The organism is Fimbriimonadaceae bacterium (genome assembly GCA_019454125.1).
GTDB lineage: Bacteria > Armatimonadota > Fimbriimonadia > Fimbriimonadales > Fimbriimonadaceae > JALHNM01.
The window spans coordinates 2,140,978-2,164,314 of record CP075365.1 but is presented as its reverse complement, the minus strand read 5'-3'; the positions used below and the strand labels follow the sequence as shown (position 1 = coordinate 2,164,314).

The 23,337-nt window shown below is 63.8% G+C and carries 25 protein-coding genes; 13 read left to right on the top strand and 12 right to left on the bottom strand.

The window, feature by feature from the left end; all coding sequences use genetic code 11:
- Positions 1-34: 34 nt before the first annotated feature.
- Genes KF733_10545 through KF733_10530 form a run of 4 tightly spaced genes read right to left on the bottom strand, consistent with a single transcriptional unit; the run spans position 35 to position 4,269 of the window.
- Positions 35-1,972, bottom strand: a complete 1,938-nt coding sequence (locus KF733_10545) for a S8 family serine peptidase (GenBank protein ID QYK55440.1) — start codon at positions 1,970-1,972, stop codon at positions 35-37.
- Positions 1,973-2,009: 37 nt separating this feature from the next.
- Entirely contained in the window at positions 2,010-2,864 is an 855-nt protein-coding gene (locus KF733_10540; GenBank protein QYK55439.1) for an alpha/beta hydrolase, read from the bottom strand.
- Positions 2,865-2,905: 41 nt separating this feature from the next.
- On the bottom strand, positions 2,906-3,310 hold the full coding sequence (locus tag KF733_10535; GenBank protein ID QYK55438.1) for a helix-turn-helix transcriptional regulator: 405 nt from the start codon (positions 3,308-3,310) through the stop codon (positions 2,906-2,908).
- Positions 3,307-4,269 (bottom strand): J domain-containing protein, encoded by a 963-nt coding sequence (locus tag KF733_10530; protein QYK55437.1) that lies wholly within the window; start codon positions 4,267-4,269, stop codon positions 3,307-3,309. Before KF733_10530 ends, KF733_10535 begins: the two co-directional genes overlap by 4 nt.
- Positions 4,270-4,398: 129 nt before the next feature.
- Here KF733_10530 and KF733_10525 point away from each other — a divergent pair, with 129 nt between their 5' ends.
- Entirely contained in the window at positions 4,399-5,253 is an 855-nt protein-coding gene (locus tag KF733_10525) for an HDOD domain-containing protein (GenBank protein QYK55436.1), read from the top strand.
- A gap of 286 nt (positions 5,254-5,539) precedes the next feature.
- Here KF733_10525 and KF733_10520 read toward each other — a convergent pair whose 3' ends face one another.
- Entirely contained in the window at positions 5,540-7,771 is a 2,232-nt protein-coding gene (locus KF733_10520; protein ID QYK55435.1) for a hypothetical protein, read from the bottom strand.
- A gap of 225 nt (positions 7,772-7,996) precedes the next feature.
- On the opposite strand from KF733_10520, the gene KF733_10515 reads away from it, so the two are divergent.
- From KF733_10515 to KF733_10490, 6 genes are all read left to right on the top strand, one after another.
- Positions 7,997-9,058 (top strand): helix-turn-helix transcriptional regulator, encoded by a 1,062-nt coding sequence (locus KF733_10515; protein ID QYK55434.1) that lies wholly within the window; start codon positions 7,997-7,999, stop codon positions 9,056-9,058.
- 133 nt (positions 9,059-9,191) lie between these two features.
- Positions 9,192-10,205 (top strand): hypothetical protein, encoded by a 1,014-nt coding sequence (locus KF733_10510; protein QYK55433.1) that lies wholly within the window; start codon positions 9,192-9,194, stop codon positions 10,203-10,205.
- 38 nt (positions 10,206-10,243) lie between these two features.
- On the top strand, positions 10,244-11,227 hold the full coding sequence (locus tag KF733_10505) for an alpha-ketoacid dehydrogenase subunit beta (GenBank protein ID QYK55432.1): 984 nt from the start codon (positions 10,244-10,246) through the stop codon (positions 11,225-11,227).
- A gap of 71 nt (positions 11,228-11,298) precedes the next feature.
- Positions 11,299-12,792 (top strand): hypothetical protein, encoded by a 1,494-nt coding sequence (locus KF733_10500; protein ID QYK55431.1) that lies wholly within the window; start codon positions 11,299-11,301, stop codon positions 12,790-12,792.
- Positions 12,793-12,920: 128 nt separating this feature from the next.
- Positions 12,921-13,676, top strand: coding sequence for a tetratricopeptide repeat protein (locus KF733_10495; protein ID QYK55430.1), 756 nt, complete (start codon positions 12,921-12,923; stop codon positions 13,674-13,676).
- Between the two features lie 278 nt (positions 13,677-13,954).
- Positions 13,955-14,785 carry a prepilin-type N-terminal cleavage/methylation domain-containing protein gene (locus tag KF733_10490; GenBank protein ID QYK55429.1) on the top strand — a complete coding sequence of 277 codons (831 nt, stop codon included), beginning with the start codon at positions 13,955-13,957 and terminating at the stop codon, positions 14,783-14,785.
- On the opposite strand, the gene KF733_10485 is transcribed toward KF733_10490, so the two are convergent.
- Positions 14,786-15,553: an FKBP-type peptidyl-prolyl cis-trans isomerase gene (locus tag KF733_10485; GenBank protein ID QYK55428.1), complete on the bottom strand. Its 768-nt coding sequence runs from the start codon at positions 15,551-15,553 to the stop codon at positions 14,786-14,788.
- A gap of 37 nt (positions 15,554-15,590) precedes the next feature.
- On the opposite strand from KF733_10485, the gene smpB reads away from it, so the two are divergent.
- Complete coding sequence (gene smpB / locus KF733_10480; GenBank protein ID QYK55427.1) at positions 15,591-16,064, top strand: SsrA-binding protein SmpB; 474 nt, start codon at positions 15,591-15,593, stop codon at positions 16,062-16,064.
- 41 nt (positions 16,065-16,105) lie between these two features.
- Here the strand turns inward: smpB and KF733_10475 are convergent, their stop codons facing one another.
- From KF733_10475 to KF733_10450, 6 genes are read right to left on the bottom strand one after another with little or no spacing between them, the layout of a single operon-like run.
- Entirely contained in the window at positions 16,106-16,933 is an 828-nt protein-coding gene (locus tag KF733_10475; protein ID QYK55426.1) for a diaminopimelate epimerase, read from the bottom strand.
- 3 nt (positions 16,934-16,936) lie between these two features.
- Entirely contained in the window at positions 16,937-17,209 is a 273-nt protein-coding gene (gene hfq, locus KF733_10470; protein QYK55425.1) for an RNA chaperone Hfq, read from the bottom strand.
- 9 nt (positions 17,210-17,218) lie between these two features.
- The gene (gene miaA, locus KF733_10465) at positions 17,219-18,124 is read right to left on the bottom strand and encodes a tRNA (adenosine(37)-N6)-dimethylallyltransferase MiaA (protein ID QYK55424.1); all 906 of its coding nucleotides are present in this window, start codon (positions 18,122-18,124) and stop codon (positions 17,219-17,221) included.
- A gap of 6 nt (positions 18,125-18,130) precedes the next feature.
- Positions 18,131-18,520 carry a hypothetical protein gene (locus KF733_10460; protein QYK55423.1) on the bottom strand — a complete coding sequence of 130 codons (390 nt, stop codon included), beginning with the start codon at positions 18,518-18,520 and terminating at the stop codon, positions 18,131-18,133.
- 18 nt (positions 18,521-18,538) lie between these two features.
- Complete coding sequence (locus tag KF733_10455; GenBank protein QYK55422.1) at positions 18,539-19,060, bottom strand: adenine phosphoribosyltransferase; 522 nt, start codon at positions 19,058-19,060, stop codon at positions 18,539-18,541.
- 48 nt (positions 19,061-19,108) lie between these two features.
- A complete protein-coding gene (locus KF733_10450; protein ID QYK55421.1) occupies positions 19,109-19,432 on the bottom strand; it encodes a (2Fe-2S)-binding protein in 324 nt (107 codons plus the stop codon).
- A gap of 53 nt (positions 19,433-19,485) precedes the next feature.
- Here KF733_10450 and KF733_10445 point away from each other — a divergent pair, with 53 nt between their 5' ends.
- The 5 genes from KF733_10445 to KF733_10425 all read left to right on the top strand — a co-directional run bounded on the left by KF733_10445 (position 19,486) and on the right by KF733_10425 (position 23,337).
- On the top strand, positions 19,486-20,604 hold the full coding sequence (locus KF733_10445; protein QYK55420.1) for a M20/M25/M40 family metallo-hydrolase: 1,119 nt from the start codon (positions 19,486-19,488) through the stop codon (positions 20,602-20,604).
- A gap of 110 nt (positions 20,605-20,714) precedes the next feature.
- Positions 20,715-21,236 (top strand): hypothetical protein, encoded by a 522-nt coding sequence (locus tag KF733_10440; protein QYK55419.1) that lies wholly within the window; start codon positions 20,715-20,717, stop codon positions 21,234-21,236.
- 93 nt (positions 21,237-21,329) lie between these two features.
- Positions 21,330-21,956, top strand: a complete 627-nt coding sequence (locus KF733_10435) for a sigma-70 family RNA polymerase sigma factor (GenBank protein ID QYK55418.1) — start codon at positions 21,330-21,332, stop codon at positions 21,954-21,956.
- Positions 21,953-22,396, top strand: coding sequence for a hypothetical protein (locus KF733_10430; GenBank protein ID QYK55417.1), 444 nt, complete (start codon positions 21,953-21,955; stop codon positions 22,394-22,396). Before KF733_10435 ends, KF733_10430 begins: the two co-directional genes overlap by 4 nt.
- On the top strand, positions 22,393-23,337 hold the full coding sequence (locus KF733_10425; protein QYK55416.1) for a hypothetical protein: 945 nt from the start codon (positions 22,393-22,395) through the stop codon (positions 23,335-23,337). Before KF733_10430 ends, KF733_10425 begins: the two co-directional genes overlap by 4 nt.

The following is a 23,337-nucleotide window of genomic DNA, read 5'->3' as shown; positions in this document are numbered from 1 at the left end:
GCCCTCCGGGTTCAAAAACCCATCGGGCCGGGTGCTATTTGACGAGCGTCAGGGTCACTTGGCGAGTCACTCCGGAGCCCAGCGCGGAAATCTTGACCACTTGGTCCACTGTCACGGCGGAGTGGTCTATCGTGAAGGTGGCGCGCGTCGCGCCGGCCGGGACCACGACGGTGGCGGGCACCTTCGCAGCCGCGTTGTCGGAGGTCAGCTTGAGCACCAAGCCCTTCGACGCGGGGATGCCGACGTCGACCGTCGCGGTCACCACGTTGGGAGAGCCGCCCTTCACGCGGTTGGGCTTCGCGGCCAGCGCCAAGGGCGGGTTGGCCCCGGTCACGACCAACGAGAAAGGCTGCGCCCTCGTCAGGGTGCGTTTGTGGGTGACGCGGATCGTGTAGACACCCTCCGGCCTGGTGGGGAAGACGACTTGCTCCACGTTGTCGCGCCAGTTGTCCGCGCGCACGGCGGCGCGGCCGGGGGCGGCTGGATCGAGCGTCCAGGGGAGGGCGATCGAGGCGCCTTTGACGATCCGCAGGTCCAGATCGTTCACGAGGATGCGGGTCGCCGGGTTGAGCCTGACCGGGGGAACGGGCCCCGCTTCGTCCATCCACACGAGGGTGGCCTTGACCGGCTGGTCGCCGTCGCACTGGATCTGGGTCGTGAAGACCCCGCCCTGGGTCAGCGTCCCTTCCAGGACCGTGTTGGTGACTTGCTGGTCGAACGTGGCGAGCCGCGCCGCCGCGGCCGCGTCGAAGAGACCGTAGCCGAACCGATAGTCCGGCCCTTCGTAGGGGCCGGCTTCCCGCGCTGCGTGGACCGCGAGCGCCTTCAGGGTCGCCCCCCGAGGATCCGCGTTGCCGTGGGTCTGCCGATAGCGCTGCCGCACCAGGCTCAAGCCGCCGGCCACCGTTGGGGCAGAGGACGAAGTCCCCGTCAACTCGCCATAGCGCTGGTCCTCGAAGATCGAATAGACCCCGGTGCCGGGCGCGACGAGGTCCGGCTTAATGCGGCCGTCGTCCGTCGGTCCCGAGCTGCTATAGGGCCCGAGCACCACGTCTCCCGGCTTGCCATACCGGTTCGGGATTTTCGCGCAGCCCCCGACGCAGAGCGGGTTCTTGGCCGTCTGCATCCCCATGGGCAGGCTGTCGTAGCCCAGGGTCCCCCCGTCCTTGTTGCGCACGTCCGTGCTCAGCACTTTCACGTTGGTCACGAGCCAGTAGGGCGTGCCTGGGACGGGGCCGGTGTCCGAGCGGTCGTTGCCTGCCGCGACCACCGGAAGCAGCCGGGACGCGGTTCTGCACACGCTGTCCAGGTCGCGGGCGGTCGCGTCGTAAAAGCCGAACTTCCAATCGGAAGTCTGGGAGATCGCAGGATCGCCGAACCATGCCCACTTTCCGTCGCCGAAGTAGTTGTTGCTCCATCCGCAGACGGCGGTGTACGAGTGGCTGGAGAGGGTGAGCCCGGCGGCCGCGGCGGCCGCAAGCTCGGCCAGGTCGTTGTTCCAATCGCGCGAATCGATCAGGCCCTGGTACGCCATGCCCTTTGCGTTTGGGTCGGCCCCCGTCGCCGCGATCGTCCCGGCCACGTGGGTAGCGTGGCCGCTGACGGGCTGGCCGTTGTCGATCACGGTGACCCGTCCGGTGAGTTCGCTGTGGGCGAAGACGGGGCCGCTGTCCCAGACGCCGACCTTCAGGCCCGCGCCCGTGAGGGAATATCCTGCGCCGCCGTTCGGCCAGACAAGGTCCGCGCCTATCGTTTTCGCCGTGCCCAGGTTGCACGTCTGCCGATAGACCGGCCCCACTTCCCAGCCGGCAAGCTGGAAGTCGCCGTTCGCGTTCGTCCCTCGCATGGGAAGCCCCAAGCGGGCCGCGAGGGAAGCGGAATGGGCCGCGACCCGGGAGTCCGCGACGGCGAGGCGGGCGGCCAGGTCCGTTAGGGCAGCGTCCTCTGAAGCCTGCAAGAACAGCGAAAACACGCAGGAGATTCTACTGGACGCCCGGCGTTTTTCCAGCCTAACCGCGCAGTGTTCCCGCAACTTTGCGGAGAAGAAGGTCTTTCAGGAAGTCGATTCCCGCCTTCACGCCTTTCATCTGTTCGGGGTCCTTCTCATCGATCCCGTGACCCATCTTCTTGAGGAGCGTGAGTTCATGCGTCCCGCCCTTGGCCCTCACCGCCTCGTCCAGCCGCTGTGCCTGGCGGAACGGCACGACCGTATCCGCCTCGCCCTGCAGGGTGAAGATCGGGGGCTGGGTGCCGTCGACGTAGGTGATCGGGCTGAACCTGGCGATCTCCTCCTTGGAGTCCGCGTAGGGTTTGCCGATCACCGCTTTGCTGACGAAGTCGGCAAGCTTCACATCGAAGTCTTGGGTGAGGTCGACCGGGCCGAAGAGGTTGAAGACCGCGCCCACCCGGCTACTTTGGTCGGGGTTGTCGGCGGGGTCTTGTTCCCAGGTGTCGGTCAAGCCCAGCAGCAGCGCCAGATGCCCCCCCGCGCTCGCCCCGCAGGAGCCAAAGGCGTCCGTGTCGAGCCCGTAGTCGTCCGCCTTTGCCCGCAGGAAGCGGACCGCCGCTTGGCAGTCCTCGATCATCGCGGGCCAGCGGCTGTTCGGGGCCAAGCGGTAATCCACCGTCGCGGCCGCCATCCCCTCGCGGGCGATGGCCTGGCAAATCGCCGCCATATCCTGCCGCTTGCCCGCCATCCAGGTCCCGCCGTGGATCACAACGACCATCGGGATCTCCTCCTCGGCCTCGCCCTTCGGCTTGTAGATGTCCATCATCAGCGTCTTTCCGCCGACCGTGCGGTAGGGCACTTCGGTGCGGACGTCCAGGCCAAGGTTGGCGGCGACAAGGAGGGCAAGGCTCAACATCTCTGCTTATTCTATCGGCACCAACCCCCGCGACGTGTCGGTTAAAGATCGGACTTTCGCGCGGGACGGTACTTCGGAACGGGCAACAGGCGGCCGTCGGTGCGGACGGGGACGTTCGTGTTCTGGAGCATGTTCTGCACCCTTTGTTCAACTTCGGTGGCGTAATCTTCCATTTGTTGTTCAAAGTCCATCCGCTGTTCGTCCATCTCGTCGAGCAGCCGAAGGATGATTTCGACCCCCGCAAGGTTGACTCCCAACTGCTGGGTCAGCCGTTGGATGCGGCGCACCCGTTGGACGTCTTCGTCGCTGTAAAGCCGGTTCTTGGTGCCGACTCGGGCGGGGACGACCAAGCCGAGCCGCTCGTATTGCCGGAGGGTCTGTGGGTGCACCCCGCAGAGCTCCGCGGCCACCCCGATCATATAGACCGGGTGCTGCCGACTCCTCACGACGTTTCCTCCGTTTTGGCGAAGTCTTGCAGCAGTCTCTTTTGCTTATCGGTCAGCTTCTCGGGGACGGTGATCCGCACCCGGGCGAGCAGGTCGCCCCGCCCTCCTTTGAGCTTCGTGATCCCCTGTCCGCGCAGGCGGAAAATTTGGCCCGTCTGGGTCCCCGGCGGCACGGTGATGTGCCCCGCGCTGCGCGGGGTAGGCACCCGGACCTGCCCGCCTAGCGCGGCCAGGGTGAAGGGAAGGTCGACGCTCACCTCGGTGTCCTCACCCTTCCGCTTGAAGAGCTTGTGCGGCAGTACCCGCACGGCGACGAAGAGGTCTCCGGACTTGCCGTTGGAACCCTTGGCCCCGCCCCCCGGCACCCGTAGCTTTTTTCCGTCCTCGAACCCGGCAGGGATCTTTAGCTGGATGCGCCGGGAGTTCGCGACGGTCCGCGTCCCGCGGCAGGTCGGGCAGACCCCACGCCGCCGGGCGTCGCCCAGCGTGACCTGCCCCGTCCCTTGGCACGTCGGGCAGGCGTCTTGGGTCTGGTAAGTCAGCGTCCGCGAGGTGCCCGAGTCGATCTCCTCAAGCGTGGCCTCGATCGCATGCTCGACGTCGTGCGGCTCCATCCCCCGGAGCCGGGTGAAGGCTTCGCCACCACCCCCGAAACCCCCGAAGATCGAGCCGAATATAGAGCCGAAGTCGAAGTCTCCCTCTTCGACCTGAAAGCCGCCGCCCCCGTACTGCTCAGCCTCCTCGAACCGGCTGCCGAAGCGGTCGTACTTCCTGCGCCTTTCCTCGTCGCCCAGAACAGCGTAGGCTTCGCCGATCTCCTTGAACTTGGCCTCCGAAGAAGGGTCGTTCGGATTGACGTCCGGGTGGTACTTCCGGGCGAGCTTGCGATAGGCCGACTTGATCTGCTTCTCGTCGGCGTGGCGAGGGACTCCCAACACCTCGTAGTAGTCACGCGTCATGATGCCCTTACACTCAAGAACATGAGTGTACCATCGTCAGGTTCCGCCCTCCCAAACGGACGTGGAAAAAGGACCGCCGTCTTCGGAAAATTGTCGTAAATTTTGACGGCTTGCGCCGACAATCTCCTTATGGACCTCGCGAGCCTGGAAATCAGGATGTCTCGCAGCGAAAACTTGCCGGTCTTGCCGCAGGCGGCAAGCACCGTCTTGCGGCTTGCCGACGACTCCGATGCCAGCACCCGCGAGATGGAGCGGGCGATCGAGCGGGACGCCGCCCTCACTGCGAAGATCCTGCGTGTCGCGAATTCGGCGTACTACGGCTCTCCCAATATCCCGACGGTGGGCCGGGCCATCAGCTTCCTCGGCCTCACCACCGTCCGGTCCCTGGTCGTCAGCGCGGCGATGCAGCAGATGGTCTCTGGCCGGAGCAAGTGCGAAAGCTTCGAGCGCCTCGGATTCTGGCGCCATTGCCTCGCCGTCGCCACCGCGTCCCGCATCATCGGGAAGATCCGCTCCCCCTTGAAGGCCGAAGAGCTCTACTGCGCCGGGCTCATGCACGACGTCGGCATTCTTATAATGGACAAGTTTATGGCGCACGAGTTAAACACGATCATTACTCGTTGCATCGAATTGAAGCGTCCGCTCCACCACGTCGCCATTGAAGTCGCGGGCTTCAGCCATTGCGACGTGGGCTGGGTCTTGGCCGACCGATGGGGGCTGAGCCCGATGATCCGCCGCGCCATCCGGTTCTCAGTCGACCCGATCTCGGACGAGGAGTACTACGAAACGACCTGCGTTGTCGCCGCGGCAGACGCCTTGGCGAACCGAGCCGGGTTCGAGCACAGCAAGATTCCGGGTAACCACGACGTCTCCGCCGAAGTTTCGGAGGTCATCGGACTCCCGCCCGAGCAGTTCCAGATCATCATCGAGGTCGTCCGTCAGGAGATCGACCGGGCTCAAGAAGCCTTCGGCATCGCAGCCTGAACACCCCGAAACTGTGCCAGAAATGCCCCGCTCCGGAGGGCCTTGGCACGCAGGGTGCGACTCTCTTGTCTCCATGCGGACACGGAACGTCGCTCTGGTCACCCTGGTTCTCCTCGCCGGAATAGCTTCGGCGGCTAACCCGACCGGCGCCGAAACGGTCCGCAACATGGCGGGAGGGGTGCTTCCGCTGGTTATGGGCATCGGTCTGGCATTTGCCCGACGCGCTCGATAACATCCATAACAGGAGAGGTAAAGACGCCCCCGCAGGCAGGGGGCGTCGACCATTTTAGAGGGGCGGTTTTATTCGCCCTGGCCCCATCCGCAGGGGCCGCTCTGCCATCGCCGCCTGCTGGTTCGCCACCCGTTCTTTGAAGTCATCCGGGAGCCGCGCGAAGTCCACGGGCAGCGAACCGGCCACCACCCACGCGTCGTCGAAGTCCGTAGAGTCCAGGGTCTGGTCCCCGATCGAGCAGGTCATGGTGAGGGTCCGCTGGCGGGCTTGCTGGAAGAGGGTCGGAAGGGAAGCCGAGGGGGCCAGGTCGCCGTTCTTGCCGAAGGCCTGCTCTATTCCCAGCGTCTCCGCCGAATAGAACCTCCCTCCACGCACCCTGGGGACCGTGCCGAAGACGGCCTCAGACTCCTCTGGCTGGATCCTCAGGACGGCCTCGCCGGGGAGTCCCTGCGGAAAGGCCTCCGTTGGCTCGGAGGAGAGCCGCTCGCTCAGATCGAGCGGGCCACCGGGCCTCCCCCCGCTCTCCGCCCGGATGCCCAGGGACATAAAACCCAGGCCCATGCGGGCGGAGCCAGAAGCTCCGTAGACCAGACGTTCCAGAAGGCCGCGCTTGCCTGGGTCGAGCGTGGCGAGGCGGTACGCCTGCGCTTCGCCCAATTGGGCCTCCACTTGGCCCTGGGTCAGCAGGGCGTAGAGCTGCAAGTGCTCCAGGCCCTGCTCGGCCCAGAACCGAAGTCGCCCGAACTGCACGGGCGCATAGGCCCGGATGTAGGCGAAGGCGAGGTTCTCCGCAGTCGGGTTCTTGCCGAGGGCCAGTGCAAAACGGCCCGCCTCGAAAAGGCGGTCATAGCCCTTGGTCTTTATCGCTCCCAGGTACTCGGTGGTCTCCTTGCGCGGGGCTTGAAGCCGGGCCGCATCGACCGGGTTCCGAGGTGATAGCGTAAGCCAGTCCTCGGCCGAATCCACCGTAAGATAGCCGCCGCGGGCAAGGGCGTTGAGCAGAGTTTGGTAAGTCGCCTCCGTGCTGGCGAGCTCGCGCAAGGCGCCTTTCAATGCGGCGTCCGGGACCGAGGCGACCACGTTCATGCCTGCCGGCAGGTTCTGGAGCGGCCCGCCCAGAAGGACTTTGGCAGGGTCAAAGCGGGCCGGGTCCAGGATCGCAGCGGCCAGCTCGTCCGAGAGGGGAAGCGGGGCGAGGTGCGAGAACGGCGACGCGACGAAGGCGGTGCCCGCACCCATGCGGACCGTCATCACTTGCGCGCTGTTGGCGGTGTCCGGATCGGCCAGGGCTGCGGCAAGTTCGCGGCCCAGGGCGCTTTGGCGGACCTTGGCCTTCGCCAGACGCTCGGCCAGGGCGGGGGCATCCACGCTGCTCGCCGCGCCCAACGAGGCGTCGGCGCTGCCCACGATCTTGCCGGCCGCGTCCGCGACCTTGACGACGATTTCAATGCCGTCCCCGATCGGTGGCCGGCTGACGACCAGCAGCAACTTGCACGTGGCGGCGGAAATCGGCTCCGCGCCTAGGGGGAGGCCACCCATATGGCGCACGTTCACGAACTCGTCCGCGAACCCCTTCGATTCGTCCGCGATCACGTTATAGGCGTCGACGAACCGAGCGAGGGCGGCTGTGCCGTCAAACTGGGTCGGCTTTTGGCGGGCCGTCGGGCGGGTCGAATAGACGATGCGGTCGCCCGGTTGCAGGTTTGCCAGGTCGTGCGGCGAGAGCGACCTGAGGGCCGCCACCAGCGCCCCCTCGGCCGGCCCCTGGGAGTTCCCGCCGCCGTTCACCGAGATCGCAAAGGCGTTGCCCCCGCCCAAGTCCTGGCCCTGGAAGTTCTTGTTCATTTCCTCGCGCCGACGCCGTTCTTCGCCGATGGCCTTCCGCGCAGACTCCCGGTCCCAGACGGCCGGTTTGATCGAGTCCAACCGCTTCTTGAGCGACTCGGCCAGGGCGTTCGCCCGTCGCTGGACCGCCTCCGCCTTGCGGCGGTTCAGGGCGGCGGCGTCCGGCTCCAGGATATAACCGCCCTCCGTCTTCCGCCAGGAGCCCGCCACCACCGCCGCGATTTTTTCGCGCAAGGTGGCCGCGTCGACTTCCTTGGCCGCGATCAGCAAGGGCGTGGACGCGAAAGAGGCGTCGGCAGAATGTTTTTGACCCGTCTTAGCGCTTAAGCCTTCTAGCACCTGGGGAACGGTCCAGCCTTCGCAGGCGAGCGAAACTGTGGGTTCTTGAGCCAGGGAAAGGGAAAAGAGACCAAGGGAGATCGAAATCGCGATCGTTCGCAAGGGCGTCACGTTGTGGCTTACGCACGGTTTGGCCCGGCAAGTTCCGGACCCGGAAAACCATCAGGATGTATGTCGTAAGATTTACCTACTTGTGCCGACCTAGGTCCTCCGTGTAAGATAAGTCCAGGTCAACAACCAGTGAACGTATGCCATCGGCGCAGTGGGGGCCTGTCGCCGGCAGAAAAGAGACGCCTTGCCGCGCGAGCTGGCTCGGCGCAAGTCCGGGTGACGCCGACCCCGCGGGGCCCGATCCGAGAGGTGCACGCGACCTTCGCGCCGGGGTTCGACTTAGATCCGCAAGCCGGCGAGATTTTGCGGTGCATCAGGCTCCGGCGCGGCCTTTCGATATCCGAGGCGGCCCGCCGGGTCGGTATGAGCCCGAGCCTGCTCTCCGCCTATGAGCGCGGGCTTCGCTGGCCCGAACCCGCCCGGCTCGCCGGCATCGCCGTCACGATGGGCGCCGACCGCAAGGAGGGCAGCGCCTTGGCCCGGCGCGAAGTGCCGGATATGGACCTCCGCATCCCGGACGGGGTCGAGGACGGCTGGGTCTGGCTCCGGACGAGCGGCCTTTGGGACGGGCGCGCGTGGTCGGACCTGGACACCCTTCGCCTTCGCCGCGCGGTCGCTTCGTTGGCGCTGCGCCCGGCCGTCGCCCGCAGGATGCTGGGAGTCTGCCTTCTTGTCTATGCGTCCTCACTTGTGCTCAGGGGCCACGACGTCTTTTCCAGTCGGGTCGCGCTCCAGGCCTACAACGTCCTCTCGCCGCTCGGCGCGGACTGCCCGGAACGCTGGCGCGCGCTCGCGCTCTGCTGTCTGGCGAACGTCTTCCACGACCCGCTCGACGGCGCGAGGAAGACGCGCGCGATGGTGAACGCGATCGAGCGCTGGCCGACCGACGGCGCCTATCGCCCCCTCCTGCACCTCTTGCTCGCGGACGCTCATAGCCGCCTCGGCGAGATGGACGCCTGCCACCGCCATTTCGAGCAGGCGGAGCAGACGGTCACGGACAAAGAGGTGGCCTACTATGTCGAGATCGGCCGGATTCGGCACGCCTTTCTCCGTGGGGACTTTGAACAGGCGGCCGCGGTCGCCGATGCGGTCCAAGCCACGATGGCGATCGACGAGGCGGCCCGGCTCGAGATCTCGGCCCGCCTGCACGACCTTATGGGCAAGAGGCTGGAAGCATCGGAGCGACGGGCCAGGGCCCTGGCCGTCTGCCAGGGGTTAGGGTGCCGGTTGGTCCACCAGACCGCGCTCCGCTTGGCCCAGACCGCGCTCGCCCCATAGGCTCTTTTGAGTCCTTTTGGGCATCATCCTGGGACCGGGCCGGGATTGCTCTCCCAAGGTATAAGCCTAATGGCGACGCAATGGCGCGGCGCTGTGGCAGAACCGTAGAAACGGCAAGCAAAAGGTACAGCGCGTGACGAAGACAGACATATTGGCTATTGAAAGCCCGGCAAAGCTCGAAGAGTTCTACCGGCAAATGGTTCTGATCCGGCACTTCGAGGAAAAGTGCAACGTCGCCTATCGCCAAGGGCTGGTGGGCGGCTACATGCACGTCTACATCGGGATGGAGGCCACCGCGGTGGGGTTCCACCATGCGATCCGGGCGGGCTATGACGACTTGATCGCCGCCTACCGGGCGCACCCCCAGCCGATCCTCTTGGGCAGCGACCCTGTGGCCGTGATGGCCGAGATTATGGGGCGTCAGGGCGGCCTCGCCAAGGGCAAGGGCGGCTCGATGCACCTTTATGACAAAGAGCGCCGCTGGTGGGGCGGCTGGGGCATCGTCGGGGGCCACACCCCCCTTGGTACGGGCCTCGCCTTCGCCGCCAAGTATCGCGGGGAAGACCGGGTGACCCTCTGCTACCTCGGCGACGGTGCCGCGAACGCGGGGGTTTTCTTCGAGAGCTTGAACATGGCCGCCCTCTGGGACTTGCCCGTGATCTACATCATCGAGAACAACGAGTTCGCGATGGGCACGCGGCTGGAGTTCCACGCCGCCGACCCCGAGCTCTACAAGCGGGGACTGCCGTTCGGCATCAAGTCCGAGCGGATCGACGGCATGGACGTGGTCCAGGTCGCCAAGGACGCCGCCCGAATCGTCGACTACGTCCGGAAAGAAGGGAAGCCCTACGTCGTCGAAGTGATGAACTACCGCTTTGCCGGCCACGGTGCGGCCGATAACGACCGCCAGCTCTACCGCACGAAGGACGAAGAAGACCTCGCCATGAAGCGCGACCCGATCAAGCGCCTCGAAGCCCTTATGGAGGAGCGCAACGTCATGACCCGCGAGAAGATGGAGGCGATCGACGCCGAGACCATCGCCTACGTCGACGAGATCTTCGAGAAGGCTAAGGCGAGCCCGTTCCCCGAGCCCCACGAAGTCTATGAAGACCTCTACACGGACATGGAGCCGGAGAAGGGCCACTGACCACGGCGGCGACGCGAGACCCAATCTCCAACCCCAAAATGAGCACTATCGAAACCACTTATCGCGACGCGGTCCACCGTTGCATCGACGAAGAAATGGACCGGAACCCGGACGTCTTCGTCATCGGCGAGGACATCGGCCGCTATGAAGGCACCTTCAAGGTCACCAAGGGCCTCTGGCCAAAGTACGGCGAGAAGCGCGTCGTCGATACCCCCATCGTCGAGCCTGGCTTCACCGGCATCGCGATCGGCGCGGCCATGACCGGGCTTCGCCCGATCGTCGAGATGATGACGATGTCGTTCTCCATCCTGGCGCTCGACCAGATCATCAACCACGCGGCCAAGATCCACTACATGACGGGTGGGCAGGTCTCGGTGCCGATGGTCGTGCGCGGGCCGGGCGGCGCCGCCAAGCAGCTCAGCGCCCAGCACAGCCACTCGATGGAGGGCTGGTACGCCCACTGCCCGGGCCTCAAGGTCGTCGCGCCCGCGACGGTCGAAGACGCCTACGGCATGCTGCGGACCGCCATCTGGGACGATAACCCCGTCATCTTCACCGAGAACCCCGGCCTCTACACCCTCAAGGGCACGATCCCGGACGACAAGGATTTCGTCGTGCCCTTCGGCAAGGCGCAGATCCTGCGCGAGGGTAGCGACCTCTCCCTCATCGGCTATAGCCGCATGACCCAGGTGAACCTGGCCGTCGCAGAGAGGCTCGCGGAGAAAGGGGTCAAGGCCGAGGTCGTGGACGTCCGCTCGCTGCTTCCGCTCGACACCGAGACCATCTACGCCAGCGTCGCCAAGACCCATCGCGCGGTCGTGGTCTATGAAGACTGGCGCAGCGGCGGCTTCGGCGCAGAGATCGCAGCCCGCATCGGAGAAGACTGCTTCGACGACCTCGACGCCCCCGTGGTCAGGGTCGGCGGACTCAACGTCCCCATGCCCTACGCCCGAGTCCTCGAACTCGAGTGCATCCCGGACGTCGACGACGTCCTCGCGACGATCGAGAAGAAGCTGGGCTGAAGCCACTTTGCAAGAGGTCCTTTAGTCCTCTTGGCCCGCAAGAATTCTGAACTCCGCCTTATTGTAAAAGCATGGCGGTTGGCGGTTGGCGGTTGGCGGCTCTATGGCTCGCCTTGAACACCGCGGTTCTTGGTCAGGCCGGTTACTATAAGATTGAGTACTCGGGTGGTACCTGGCGGATGCAGGCTAGTGGCTCGCCTGACATCTTCAGCGATTCGTACAACGACCAAAACCCGACCGGCCGATACGGTGCGGAGCCCCACCTTCCGTTCAATCCGGGGTGGACAGATTGCACAGGCACGATCACAGCAACCGTGACGTGGATGAAGTCATCGCCGACGGACGAACCGCCCCCCGCCATCGTTATCGGCGAGTACTGCCGGGCGGCCTATGACCACAGTGGAGCCGCCAACAACGGTCTCGGAGACCCGGAGGTCAATAAGGTTAGCGAAGGAAGCCGCTGGTCGGTCAAGTATAAGGCATCCTCGTTTACATTGACCGTCAGTCCGTCACCGAACGATGTTACGGCGAACTATCCTGACTTTCCTTTCTGCGAAGTTTGGTACAAACCCTACATCTACCCGATCGATATCGACTTTGACGGCGTTCAATCTGGCTCTGGCGGCAACAACGACTACTGCCTAGTCGGCCAAGAGGTCGTGGCGACGCTGACCAAGGGTGGACTACCGGACTATCCGGACGATACGTACCAATGGGCAATCAGCGGAGGTCGTCTGTTCGCCGCATATAGCGCGTGGCCGAACAGTGCCACGATCACCCCCTATGTTCCCGGTATCGCTAAGTCGACCACGTGCTACTTCAGCAAGCTAAGAGAGGGAGACTTTACGTGCCAAACATTCATTGGCGGGCCAGTGCAGAAGTCGTTGACGATTACAAGAACCGTCACGCTCGAGAAACCAACGCCAAGTCAGGTTTCCGTTGGAATCGGCACACCACAGAAGAACATGGTAGGCGGTGATCTCCGCTTTCGGCTCTTTGGAGGGCTAGCTCCGTGGGGTCAAACTCTACTAGGACCTGCTGGGATCATATGGGCGGCAAACCCATGTACTCCAGCCGTCTACGATGGTGTAGGTAGATGGCAATTCGTTCAAAAGTTGATTCCCGCAAGGCACATTGTGCAGGGTGGAGTTCCCAAACACCTAGAAACCAACGGAATTGATGGCCTTGACACAAGTTATCCTTTCTCTGGACCTTACTATTCGTCCATTGATCCCGTTGCGAGCTTCAATTGGACCGGGGACTCACCTTGGGCTTTGTTGGAGCCACACTGGCAGCCGCCCATAACTCAATCGCGAATCGCTACCGAGAGCTTCAAAGCTTACGTTATGTACAAGCCGCCCCAACATGAGGGCCTCTATGGCGTGCACTGGGTTGCACTCAAGGAATTTACCTGGTATTGGGGTGGCTCCGTCAGTCGCTCGTTACCGACGGATCCATGGGGCCCGGTCGAAAATGGGGCGGCGCAATGGTCTTATACTGCGGACTTCCCGGTTCAGCCGACCTGGAGCTTCCTGCACACAACTGGCGCTACATTCGTACCTTGAGCACAACAATGGAAAAACAACGAGATTTTCGGCACTGCATTGGGGTATTCGCGATACTCGCTCTTTGCTTGGGTTGCGCTTCGCGCGACGCATCCGAGGCAGCGGTCGTAGTGCGGAACGATAGTCGAGTGCACCAGGGGACTAAAACTAACGGCACGATTAAGTTTTATGAGACCGCTGAGAAACCTGACCCGCGAGATATTGAGGTTGTTAATGCCGAGTTTCGTCGCCAGGGCGAACAAGAACGGCTGGCGGACGAGGCCGTTCGGCAAGGCGATCTCGCGCAGGCGGCCCGCATCCTTGAGGAAGCTCTTGAGGGGGCACCCAAGTTCTCGCAAGGAGGCTACTTTAGCTTCATCCCGCCAAAGCTCGCCCGGCTCTACATCGACATGGATCGGCCGGCCGACGCGGTCAAGACGCTCGTAAACAATGAAAGCGGTCGTGTTAACGACTGCTACTACCCCCTCCTTTGCATTGCATACTGCCACCTTCGCGATCGGGAAGGGGCGCGGACTACGCTCAAGGGGAGCCTCCCGTGCTACTTCAACATCGGCGGGGAAGAGGCAGAGTCCCTGAACGCTCCGAGGCCACAAACGTTGGCCCAGCATGAGGCTGCGGCTTGGGCCGCGCTCTGCTATGACAAATTCCCGACCCAGGAAGGGGAGGAAGCCTACAGGTGTAGTTCGAAAGCTTTCGCCCTGTGGCCGGATCAGCCGCTCATTAGCCTGTACCATGCGCGGAGCAGTTTTAGGCTCGGCCACTACCAGGAGGCGAAGGAAGCCATCCTCAAGACACAGGCGAATGCAAAAGGTTCGATGAAAGCGGCCATCGGCGACTGGGTCGACCGCATGGTTGGCGCGGCCGACTGGCAGCCGCCGAAGTAGGTCGCTGCTGACTGCATCTCGCGGAACGGCTGGCGTCGCCGCCGACCGCCGGCGCAGTTGTCCGATTTAGGCAGGCGCCTTCCTTTGTGGGACGCTTCTAACGGCACGCTCCCGCGCCCGGATTGTCCGGCAAAAACCGCAAGAGAACGTCAGTTCAGTCATATTATGCAAGAAGCCAAGGAACTTTCAGTTCAGACCGAATCCGATCTCGTCAAAATAGTCAAGCACTAGCCACCCGCGCGATGCCGGGAGGGGCCACCAGGTGCGACCATAGCGACATGCAGGGAGCACTTAAGCGCAAGGCACGCGCCTTTACCCTTATCGAGCTGCTCGTCGTCATCGCGATCATCGCGATCCTGGCGGCGATCCTTTTCCCCGTCTTCGCCCAGGCCAAGGACGCCGCCAAGAAGACGAGCGACACGAGCAACCTCCGCCAGATCGGCACGGCCACGATGCTCTACATCGGGGACAGCGACGACGTTCTGCCGCCGCGCTACTACATGTACTCGATGGCCGACCCGAAACCGGACCACGGGCTCAAGTACTGGGCGGCGCTCTTGTTGCCCTACACCAAGAGCCGGGACGTGCTGCTCTCGCCCAAGGACCGCGCCGACGACCCGTCGCTCGCCGACCCCCAGGGCCGGGGCCGCTTCGACCCCAAGAACGAGTATTGGGAGTACGTGGTCGGTTCGAACCCCAGCTATGGGATGAACTACACCTACCTGAACCAGCGCATCGACACCTTCGACCCGAACGGCCAGAACCCGCGGCCCTTCTATTACATCGGCGTTTCCGCGACCTCGCTCGGCGCCCCCGCGCAGACGGTCGCCTACGCGGAATCGACGATGAAGGACCTCCCCATTCCGGGTGGCGGTTCGGTCACGAACCCGATCGGCTACGAGCGCATTGACCCGCCCAGCAAGTGGCGCACCGACCTGAAGTGGCCGGACGCGCGGTCGCAGGGCCAGCTTTGGCCGCGCTATCAGAAAGACTGCGTCCTGGTGACTTGGACGGACGGGCACACGTCGTCCAAGCCGATCTCGGCGCTCGTCGGCCAAGGGACGACGGTCGATGAAAAGGACCGCTTCTGGAACGGTAAGGCCGAGTAGCTACTCGACTTTCAGAAGCTCGATCTCGTAGACGAGGACTTGGTTCCCGGCCACGTCCTCGCTACCCCCCATGCCCCAGGCCGTGTCGGGAGGGAGCCAAAGTTTGCGCGACCCGCCTTGCTTCATCCCGACAACGCCTTTGTCAATGCCGGAGATCGCCTGCTGTTTGCCGACAGTGAAGGTGACGGGCTGCCCCCGTTTGCGCGTGTCGTCGAACAGATAGTCGTTTAGGTACTTACCCGTGTAATGGACGGTAACCTTACTGCCAACCTTGACTTCGGGCCCAGTGCCTGGTTTGACGTCCTCATAGTCGAAAACGTTGCGTTCCTTATCTTTAACGACATAGAGGAGCTTTAGGTTAAAGTTCAGGTCGGAGTAAGGCGGGATCGCGGGCGGGCTGCCGACCTCGCCGTAGCCTGAGTCATAGGGCACTTTGACCTCGCGCTCGCCCCCGACCCTCATGCCGCGCGCACCGTCGCTAAAGCCCTTGATCACCTCGTACGATCCCACGTGAAAGGCGAGCGGAGTCTTGTTGTTCGGGTTGTTGACGTTGGAGTCGAATTGCTTGCCCGAGCCTGGAAACTTTCCGACGTATTCGACCAGTGCGAGGTCTCCATCTTCTGCCACCGGCCCCGTGCCCACCTTGATGTCGGTCGTGATGGTTTTTTCGTAAAGGGACTTAGGCTTCTTATTCGCTTCCGAGTTCTGGCCGCAACCGACCAGGTGCAGACAAAGAAAGGCGGCCCCCACAGCCGACCAGGTACGCATAGCCCCAAGATAGTACCTCCGGTACAATTCCGCGCCCATGGCTGCAAAGGGCAGCAAGAAGGACGAGAAAAAGGGCCCGGCCACGATCGAGCATCGTAAGGCGCGCTACGACTATGAGTTTGTCGAGACGCACGAGGCTGGGGTCGCTCTCGTTGGGACCGAGGTGAAAAGTGTATATCTCGGTCGCGCGAACCTTACCGACGCTTATTGCGCGGTGGAGGACGGCGAGTTGTGGCTGCACAACCTGGACGTGGAGCCCTACGACAAGTCCTCCCACTTTGGGCACGACCGACGCCGCAAGCGCAAGCTTCTGATGCACCGGCGCGAGATCGACAGTCTCAAGCGAAAGTCGCAGGAAAAGGGGCTGACCATCGTCCCTTATAAGGTCTACTTCAACGAGAAGGGCCGGGTTAAGGTCGCCATCGCCCTCGCTCGGGGCAAGCGGGAATATGACAAGCGCGAGGCTCTCCGCGCGAAAGAGACGCGGCGCGAGCTCCAGCGGGGCGAATAGCCGCCCTTGTCAGGGTCGACGGCCGTGCAGTGAGGTCGGAGCTAGCCGCTCCACTCGCCCTCGAAGACCTTCGTGGCTGGGCCGGTCATGAAGACGCGGCCATCCTCCTGATATTCGATCTCGAGTTCGCCGCCGGGTAGGGCCAGCGTGGCACGCCGGTCGGCGAGCCCGTTCAGGTGCGCCGCAACGGCGACGGCACAAGCGCCCGTGCCGCAAGCGAGCGTCACGCCCGCCCCGCGCTCCCAAGTCCGCATCTTGACCCGCGACCGCGACTCCGCCTTGGCAAAGTGGACGTTCGTCCGGTTTGGGAACAGGGCATGGTGCTCCAGGGCCGGGCCGACCTCCGTCAGCTCGATCGCCTCGGGGTCCTCCACAAAGAGGACCAGGTGCGGATTGCCCATCGAAACGGCCGTGCCGGAATAGGTTGCGCCCAAAGCTTGGACCGTCTGCGCGACGAACGTTTCACCGGCGGGGCCGGCCATGCCGATCTCGCCCCGGGTCAACCGGGCTGGGCCCATATCGACCCGTACGCGGCCGTCCGCCAGGATCGACAGGGTGAGGAGGCCGGCGCCAGTCTCGACCGGGATCTCCAGCGAGTCGGTGAGGCCCTCATCGCGCGCAAAGTTCGCAAAGCAACGGACTCCGTTGCCGCACATTTCGCTCTCCGAGCCGTCTGGGTTCCACATCCGCATGGCCAGGGAACCGGTCGGGCCGGGGTAGGCGACGATGAGCCCGTCCGAACCGACCCCGAACTTCCGGTCGCAGATCGGCACTGCCAGCCGCGCGGCTTGGCCAGGGGTAACGGCCTCGCGCTCGCCGTTCACGAGCACGAAGTCGTTACCGATGCCATGCATCTTGACGAAGCGCATGCCTTATTCTTCTTCGGGCGGTGCCTCGGAGTGTTCGGGTCGGTGGCCACCACCGCCGCTGCCACCGATTTGGCGGGCGGGGACGACGCTCGTGATCGCATGCTTGTAGACAAGTTGGGTCGGCTTTCCAGGGGTGTCGAGAAGGACTGTAAAGGCGTCGAAGCCGCGCACCTGACCGCGCAACTGGACTCCGCCCATCAAGTAGATAGTGACTCCGATCCCTTCCTTTCGGACCTGGTTCAAGAACATGTCTTGGAGGTTAATTGCCTTTGCCATTTATTTAGTTCATTCCTCCGTGACGAGGTGCTGCATCGCCTCATGAAAAACCGCGCTCGCACCGCAATCCAGTGTGTCGCGCGGGGTCAATTGTATTAACCGCGGCTCAGACCGGAGCCATGTCCTTTGTCGTTTTGCGTACTGACGCGTCGCGAGAAAGATTTCCGACTCCGCCTGCTCCCGGTTGATCGCACCCCTCAGGTATTTAACGATACATTGATACCCGATGGCACGCATAGCGGGGCAATCTTCTCGGACCCCCTTTTTCAATAAACCTTCGACCTCGGCGGGCCATCCCGCTTCGAACATTTCGTTGACGCGCGCGCGTAGACGGTTTTCAAACGGTTCAGGTGACGGATTTAGTGCAAATTTGAACTTGCGGAAAGCGGGTAGTTCGACCGCCACGATATCTTTCGGAGTTGAGAGGCGCTCGAGCGCTCTGCGCACGCGCACAGGATTTCTGAGGTCGACGGAAGTTTCAGGGTCCCGATGGAGTAGGTCCTCGACGAGGGCGGCGAGCCCTTCCTTCTGCTCGCGCGCCATCAGTTCGGCGCGGACGGCGGGGTCTGGCGGCCGCCGCAGGTCCACATATTCCTCGAAGAGCGCGCGGATGTAGAACCCCGTCCCTCCGACCACCACGATCGGGCGCTGGTCTTGGAACGCGCGCGTCAGGACCGCCTGCGCCAGCAAGACCCACTCGCCGACCCCGAACTCCTCGCCCGGGTCGCGGATATCGATCAGGTGGTACCGCGCCCGGTCCTCGGGCTTGTTCGTCCCGATGTCGAACCCGCGGTAGATCTGGAACGCGTCCGCGTTGACAAGGAGCGCGCCGGTCGCCTCGGCAAGGGATTCTGCCAGCGCCGTCTTGCCAGAGCCCGTTGGCCCCATCACGGCGGCGAGCCAGGGGTCCTGCACCTTAGGTCAGGCGCCGGAGCCGCGCTTGAGCAGCTTCACGCCGTAGTCCGTGCCCTTCACCTTGGTCGCGTCCAATTGGTTCTTCACGGTGAAGCTCCCGACCTTGCGCTCTCTCTCGAAAACGCCCGTGGCATTGACCGAGTCGCCCTGCTTCAGGGCCGGTTCCGGCCAGCCCTGCATATAGACGCTGACGGACTCCTTACCGGAAGCGAGCTTGAAGACGGTGTACTTGTTGCCCTTCTTGCTGGTCTTTTGCTCAAGGTCGCCGACCTGGCCCGAGACCGAGACGGCCTTGCCGTCGTAGGCGGCGGCGTCCGCAAGGAGCCGGCTAACAGGAACACCTTGGACGGTGGCGGTTTGCCCGACGAGCAGGAGACAGAGAGTTGCGACGACCACGACAAGATTCTGGCAGAGTCAGAACTTGATCAGCGAGCAGATCGGATATCCCAGCAAATTTTTGCGGCCTTCGAGGAACAACAGCTCTACCAGAAAGCCAAAGCCGCAGACGCTCGCGTCGAGCCGCTCGATCAACCTTGCCGAAGCGGCGGCCGTGCCCCCCGTCGCCAAGAGGTCGTCCACGATGTAGACCCGCTGGCCAGGGTCGACCGCGTCCGTGTGCATCTCGATCGTGTTCGTGCCGTATTCCAGCGCATATTCCTCGGTGATGCGCGAATAGGGCAGCTTTCCGAGCTTGCGCGCCATCGAGAAGGGGATGCCGAGTTGCAGGGCGACCGGCACGCCGAAGACGAAGCCCCGGCTCTCGATCCCGACGATGGCCTCCGCACCCCGGTCCCGCGCGTCCGCGGCCAGAAGGTCGATCGCCTCCTGGGCGGCGGCCGCGTTCTGCAGCACCGGCGTGATGTCCTTGAAGATGATCCCTTGCTTTGGGAAATCGGGGACGTCCCGGATCAGTTTGGCCGCGAGCAGCTCAGACATTCGCCGGGTTTATACCGGGGAATAGGATTTCAAGGCCGGGCGGCGGCGTCACTCCTCGACCTCGATGCCCGGGTCCCAGCCTTGCTCGCTCGCGAGCATCATCGGTCTCACCGTCATGTCGCGGTCGACCCGGATCTGGCAGCTCAGGCGGAATTGGCCGAGCACGCCGTCCTCGTCAAGGCTCTGGCGCTCTTTCTCGCCCATCGGCGGCTCCGGAGTGGAGAAGGTCACCCTGCAGGTCGTGCAGCGCGCGTTCCCGCCGCACCGGTGGCTGATGTCCACCCCGTTCCGCTCCAGGGCGAGGACGAGCTTTGTGCCCTCCTCGACCACGTACTCTCCAAAACCCTCGACAAAGACCTTGTGCGTCGCCACGGGCGCGATTGTATCGCGTGCCCCGCTTCTGTGACAGGTTAAACTTCGGGCACATGGTTGAAGAACAAAGGCTGGTCTCCCTTTTCAAAGACCTCTGCCTGATCAATGCCCCCGCCCTGCACGAGAAGAAGTGCGTGGCCTTCGTCCGGCGGCATTTGGAGGCGATGGGGCTGGAAGTTTGGGAGGACGACGCCGGAAGCAGGATCGGGGGCGACGCGAACAACCTCATCGCGCGCCTGCCCGGCACGATGGGCAGCGCGCCCCGCATCTTCTTGAGCGCCCACTTCGACACGGTGGAGCCGACCGAGGGTCTTGTGATCGAAGAGCGCGACGGCGTGTTCACTTCGGACGGGAAGACCATCCTGGGCGCGGACGACAAAGCGGGGATGGCTCCCGCGATCGAGGCCGTGCAGTGCCTGATCGAATCGGGCGAGCCCCACGGCGACGTCTACCTGCTCTTCAGCTGCGCGGAGGAGATCGGCCTGAAAGGCGCGGACGCCATGAACCTGGACGACTTGAAGCTGGACTTCGGGTTCGTTTTAGACACAGGCCCGCCCGTCGGCACCTTCGTCACCCGCACCGCGACCCACGACCGGCTTGAGTTCACCGTTTATGGGCGCCCGGCCCACGCGGGCAAGGACCCCGAGAACGGGATCAACGCCATCAGCGTCGCGGCCGACGCGATCAGCAAGCTCAAGGTCGGCCGCCTGGGGCCAGAGACCACGAACAACCTCGGCATCATCAGCGGCGGCACGGCCGTGAACGTTGTCTGCCCGATGGTGTTGGTGCGCGGCGAAGCCCGCAGCACGGACACGGAGGAACTGGACCGTGTGGTCGACCGCATGGTCAAAGAATTCGAGCGCGCCGCCCGCGAATGGGAGACCAAGGTGGAAGTGGTCCACGACCGGCACTACGGCGCCTACGACGTGCCGCACGACGCCAAGGTCGTGCAGGTGGGGCAGAACGCGGCACGGCGGCTTGGCATGACCGGCGAACTCCGCACGACCTTGGGCGGCAGCGACGCCAACGTCTTCAACGCTAAGGGCGTGCCGACAATCGTGCTGGGAACGGGCATGGAGAAGATCCACACCCACGAGGAGCGGGTCAGTCGCCAGGCACTTGTCGAGACCGCCCGTCTCGCCTATGAAATCCTTCTGGAGGCGGCTCGGTAAAGAAAAGGCGAAGATTCGTTAGCCCAGGGCCCGGCCTTGTGCCTTCCCAATTCGTCAGAATCAAGGTAGGCCGTCGCAAAAAGGCGTGGCCCTCTATTAAGGAGTCAAGGATGAAGAAGACCGCGATTACGCTCGCCGCCGTCGCTCTGGGAGTTATGCTCGCCGCCCCCGCCGCTGCGCAATATGAAAAGCCGCTCGGCCTCTCCGCCCGCTTGGGCCTGTTCTTCCCGACGAACGGCGATGCCCGTGACGAGGAGGGCCGCAGCTGGTTCGCCGGTGGGCTTGAGTACAAGATTCGTGACCTGAACTATGGCAGTTCGAACCAAATGAGCGCCAGCCTCACGATCTCCGCCGACTACTACGGAAAGGGCGACTTTTCCAACATCCCGCTTCAGCTGAACTGGGTCGCCCGGTCGCAGCAGGTCTACTACGGTGCCGGTGCGGGCGTCGGCTTCACCCACATCAAGGGCGGTCGGAACCAGGACAGCAACGACGTGGACTTCACCTTCAACCTGGTCGTCGGTTACGACTTCGTCCGCAGCAGCACCCCGTTCTTCATCGAGGGACGCTATTGGGGCAGCAACGAGAGCCAGCTGAACGGCTTCGGCGTTTACGCCGGCGTCCGGTTCTAACGACCCCCGGCCTTTGCCGGTTCTTGTCGCCGGGAGGGGAACCAAGGCCCCTCCCGGTGAACTCGTCCGGAACGTTTGCGTCTGGACACTTGGATGACCGCTTGGGCAGGAGCAGACCGTTTGGCGGCAAAAGGTAAGTTGGACGCTTCGGCGGAAGCGGCTTTAGTCCTCCAGTGCCGCCGCCAGGACTATGACGCGTTCGGCAAGATCGTCGACGCCTACCAAGCACGGATCACCGGTTTCGTCCGGCGGATGGTTCGCGACCAGGAAGAAGCGGCGGACATCACCCAGGAGGTCTTTATCAAAGCCTTCCAAGGCATGAGCCGGTTCGACGGGCGCGCCTCGCTCCGGACCTGGCTGTTCCGCATCGCCTATAACCTTTGCGTCGACCGGGCCCGGCGCCACGAACGCGCACCCGCCCGCCAATCGATCGATGTCGCCCCAGACGGGGAAGAGCCGGTCGAGTTCGCCGACTTTCGGTGGGACCCGGAACGGAAGGTCCTCGAAGAGGAGCTGCAGCAGGTCTTGGAGCAAGCGATCGCCGAGATGAGCGACAAGCTCAAGACAGTCCTTCTCCTCCACGACAAAGAGGACATGGGGTACGAAGAGATTGCGATGGCGATCGACGTTCCCGTCGGGACCGTGAAGAGCCGCCTTTTCCTCGCCCGCAGCCACGTTCAAAAGCGAGTTTCCCTTTACTTAGCCGGAGCTGAATCATGAGAGCAGACAAGGAGTTTCTTTCCCGCCTTTCCTCGGAGGAGCCGCTGACCATGGCCGACGCCCTCCAGCTGGACGAGGGTCTGGAAGCGCAGCGGAGCCTGTCCTCGCTCATCGCGAAGCTGCCGGAGGACGAGCCGAGCCTGGCATGGCGCAGCGCCCTCAACGAGAAGCTGGCCCATATGGCGCCGAAGCCCAAGCGGACCCGATGGACGCTGGCCTTTCAGGGTCTTGCCGCCGCCACCGCGGTCGCCGGCGCGTTCCTCCTTTTCGCGATGGTCAACCCGGCCAAGCCGAACGTCGAACCGGTCGGCGCGGTCAAGGGTTCGGTGACGAAGCCGGGCGAGTCCATCGAGGAAGCCTTGATCAGCGCCCATGAGGACGCAGGCCGTCAAGCCGCCTATGGCCTCGGCTGGACCGACGATAGCGCCAAGCCACTGTGACCCCTTTGCGAGCCGCCCACGTCGTTGCCGTGGCCCTTCTCGGGTCGGGGACGGCCCTTGCCCAAAGACCCGTCCCTGACCTTGTGAAGAAGGTCATGGACTCTTACGATAAGGTCAAGTTTTTAGGTGTAAGGACTTTACAGTTCCGCGATAAAGACGGGCCGCGGCTCGTCACCGAGCGGGTCATCCGCGACGGAAGGAAGATGCGGATCGAAGTCTTGGACGGAGCCACGAAAGGGTTCGTCATCGTCGACGACGGGATGACCCGCCACGCATTCGACCCTCGCACCAACGAGATCCGCGAGGTGCCCTCCCGGGAGCGCGAGTTTGTCGCCCGGATCCGCGGCGCGTTTGCCCGGGGCCGCAGGAAGGGCGAACACACGGAAGAGGAAGGCGGCCCCGTCGCCGGGATCAAGACGCGGGTGCTAGAGGTGAAGGATCCCGGGGGCAGTTTGCTCAAGGTCTGGATCGACCCCGCAGAAGGCAACGTGCTGAAGTTCCAGACGTTCGACCGCCAAGGAGGCCAGAACGCCTTCTTCGAGTACACGCGGGTCGACTACAACGCGAAGATTCCTGCCGACGCCTTTACGATCAACAAACCGGGCGCCCGCGTGGTCACCGCCGAGGACGACCTGCGCAGGTTCGAGCGGGAGTTCGGCATGCGGCCCTTCCGCATCCTCCCGATCCAGGGCTGGAAGCTGGCCTCGGCCCGCAAGCTTGAGCCGGGCAACGCGAAAGTCGTGATGCAGACCTATTTGACCCCGAAGGGCCCCGTCTCCCTTTTCCAGGTTCGCGGGGAAGTCCTGGAGGAACGCCTGCGGAGAGCCGCCGGCGAGCGGGCTCGTGCCCGGAGCTGGAAGGCGGGCGGCGTGACGCTGGTGCTCGTCGGCAACCTGACCGACGAAGAGCTGGAGCGGATTTCGAACCGCGTTAAGGACTGA

Coding starts and splice junctions, on each gene's coding strand:
- KF733_10540 (QYK55439.1), bottom strand. CDS start 2,864: ATGTTGAGCCTTGCCCTCCTTGTCGCCGCCAACCTTGGCCTGGACGTC.
- KF733_10530 (QYK55437.1), bottom strand. CDS start 4,269: ATGACGCGTGACTACTACGAGGTGTTGGGAGTCCCTCGCCACGCCGAC.
- KF733_10525 (QYK55436.1), top strand. CDS start 4,399: ATGGACCTCGCGAGCCTGGAAATCAGGATGTCTCGCAGCGAAAACTTG.
- KF733_10505 (QYK55432.1), top strand. CDS start 10,244: ATGAGCACTATCGAAACCACTTATCGCGACGCGGTCCACCGTTGCATC.
- KF733_10500 (QYK55431.1), top strand. CDS start 11,299: ATGGCGGTTGGCGGTTGGCGGTTGGCGGCTCTATGGCTCGCCTTGAAC.
- KF733_10490 (QYK55429.1), top strand. CDS start 13,955: ATGCAGGGAGCACTTAAGCGCAAGGCACGCGCCTTTACCCTTATCGAG.
- KF733_10485 (QYK55428.1), bottom strand. CDS start 15,553: ATGCGTACCTGGTCGGCTGTGGGGGCCGCCTTTCTTTGTCTGCACCTG.
- smpB (QYK55427.1), top strand. CDS start 15,591: ATGGCTGCAAAGGGCAGCAAGAAGGACGAGAAAAAGGGCCCGGCCACG.
- KF733_10475 (QYK55426.1), bottom strand. CDS start 16,933: ATGCGCTTCGTCAAGATGCATGGCATCGGTAACGACTTCGTGCTCGTG.
- hfq (QYK55425.1), bottom strand. CDS start 17,209: ATGGCAAAGGCAATTAACCTCCAAGACATGTTCTTGAACCAGGTCCGA.
- KF733_10455 (QYK55422.1), bottom strand. CDS start 19,060: ATGTCTGAGCTGCTCGCGGCCAAACTGATCCGGGACGTCCCCGATTTC.
- KF733_10445 (QYK55420.1), top strand. CDS start 19,486: ATGGTTGAAGAACAAAGGCTGGTCTCCCTTTTCAAAGACCTCTGCCTG.
- KF733_10440 (QYK55419.1), top strand. CDS start 20,715: ATGAAGAAGACCGCGATTACGCTCGCCGCCGTCGCTCTGGGAGTTATG.
- KF733_10435 (QYK55418.1), top strand. CDS start 21,330: ATGACCGCTTGGGCAGGAGCAGACCGTTTGGCGGCAAAAGGTAAGTTG.
- KF733_10430 (QYK55417.1), top strand. CDS start 21,953: ATGAGAGCAGACAAGGAGTTTCTTTCCCGCCTTTCCTCGGAGGAGCCG.